Here is a 1,374-nt window from a genome sequence, read left to right as displayed (position 1 = left end):
CCCTGATTAATGCCCGCCGCCGCGATGCCGGTCAGCGGGAACTGACCACTGCGCAGGTGATGGATGAAATCTGCGAATACATGACCTGTCAGTGTGCCGTCTATATTGGCGGCCATTTCATTCTTCAGGGGGGAAAGGCACGATAAATCACAGGGCAGGGGGGAACCTCTGCCGCTTCCGGCCGCGCGAAAACCCGGGCAGGCTGCGCCTGCCGGAGAGAGACGTCGCCGCGCCTCCGGCGCCGCGCACTCTCCTCTCCGTTGTCAGTCGCTGTTGCCCCGGAATTCGCGTATTATCAGGTATATCTTCCTGTAAAGCAGACCGGTGATGCATATGTCAAAGTGGAATATCGCCTCTTTTTCAAAGGAGGAGCAGGATAAAGTTGCCGTCGATAAGGTGGCTGCTGCTGTTGCCTGGCAGGAGCGCATGAACAAGCCCGTCGTGCCGGAACTTGTTGAACGGGAACAGCCTGAACACCTGCGCGAATATTTCCATGAACGGCTCCGCGTACATCGACTGAACAGTCAGCAGCTGCCGCGCGTAAATGCGCCCGAATATAATAAACCGGGCGAGGATCAGCAGAATTGATTTTCTTATCAGTGTGTCCAGGGAGGGTAATCTGTGCGTATGTCTCTGATGTTTGCTGCCGTGACGCTTTTAACCGGTATTAACCTGTTTTTTATTCCGTTTCAGCCGGTACCGGCTTTGTGGGGGGCTATCCTGGCCGTTGCTTTTGTTCTGATTAATGTCGTGGCGGATAAGCTGCGCCTCTGGAGTGGTATTGCGTGGATTATCGTTGCCGGCATCATCATAACGCTGATGCTGAAGGGGAAAGAGCCGGGTGACGAATTTCGTGTCCTGATCACCGTTTTCGCTTTCCTGGCTTCGGCCTGGTACTGCGTTGTACAGTACAGAAAAGAGCAGAGCGAATCTCAGTCCTGACCTGACCTGACCGGTACCCTTCATCTTGCTGCTGCTCTTCCTCTGGCTTTGCCTCACTTTCCTTTCACACAATCTGCTCCGGGGCCACCTTCGGCTCCTGACCCGCTGGCGCGGTTCAGTCGTCGAGCCACACTCCGCTAACCGCGAAAAGACGCGGTAAGCTCCGCCGAACCCGCTACGCGGTTTCGGGCCTGGCGGCTAGTGTCTGATGTCTGACGTCAGGGTCAACGGCAGCGCTTGCTGCGACCGTCCCGGTCGCGCCGCTTTCACCGTGCCGGCGAAGGACTGCCGGCACTCTGCGGGGCAACGCCGTTTCGCGCCCGCGCTCTTCGTCGTTGCGGCGGGTGCCTGCTCCTTTCCCCTGGTACCCGTATCACCCGTTTGAGTCCATTCGCCGGGGCTGAGACAAGCACAACCCGTCTTGCTGTCCAG

The 1,374-nt window shown here is 57.7% G+C and carries 3 protein-coding genes; all 3 read left to right on the top strand.

The features are described 5' to 3' along the window. The first annotated feature begins 2 nt into the window (after positions 1–2). Entirely contained in the window at positions 3–146 is a 144-nt protein-coding gene (locus tag HMPREF1024_RS31525; RefSeq protein ID WP_009310084.1) for a hypothetical protein, read from the top strand. 187 nt (positions 147–333) lie between these two features. Beyond that, a complete protein-coding gene (locus HMPREF1024_RS00160; RefSeq protein WP_074132857.1) occupies positions 334–588 on the top strand; it encodes a DNA polymerase III subunit theta in 255 nt (84 codons plus the stop codon). A 33-nt stretch (positions 589–621) separates the two neighbouring features. Then, entirely contained in the window at positions 622–942 is a 321-nt protein-coding gene (locus HMPREF1024_RS00165) for a hypothetical protein (protein ID WP_009310080.1), read from the top strand. Positions 943–1,374: the final 432 nt, after the last annotated feature.

It is taken from the genome of Klebsiella sp. 4_1_44FAA, from assembly GCF_000238715.1.
In the GTDB taxonomy this organism is placed as follows: Bacteria; Pseudomonadota; Gammaproteobacteria; order Enterobacterales; family Enterobacteriaceae; genus Klebsiella; species Klebsiella pneumoniae.
This window is presented reverse-complemented; position numbering and strand designations above follow the sequence as displayed.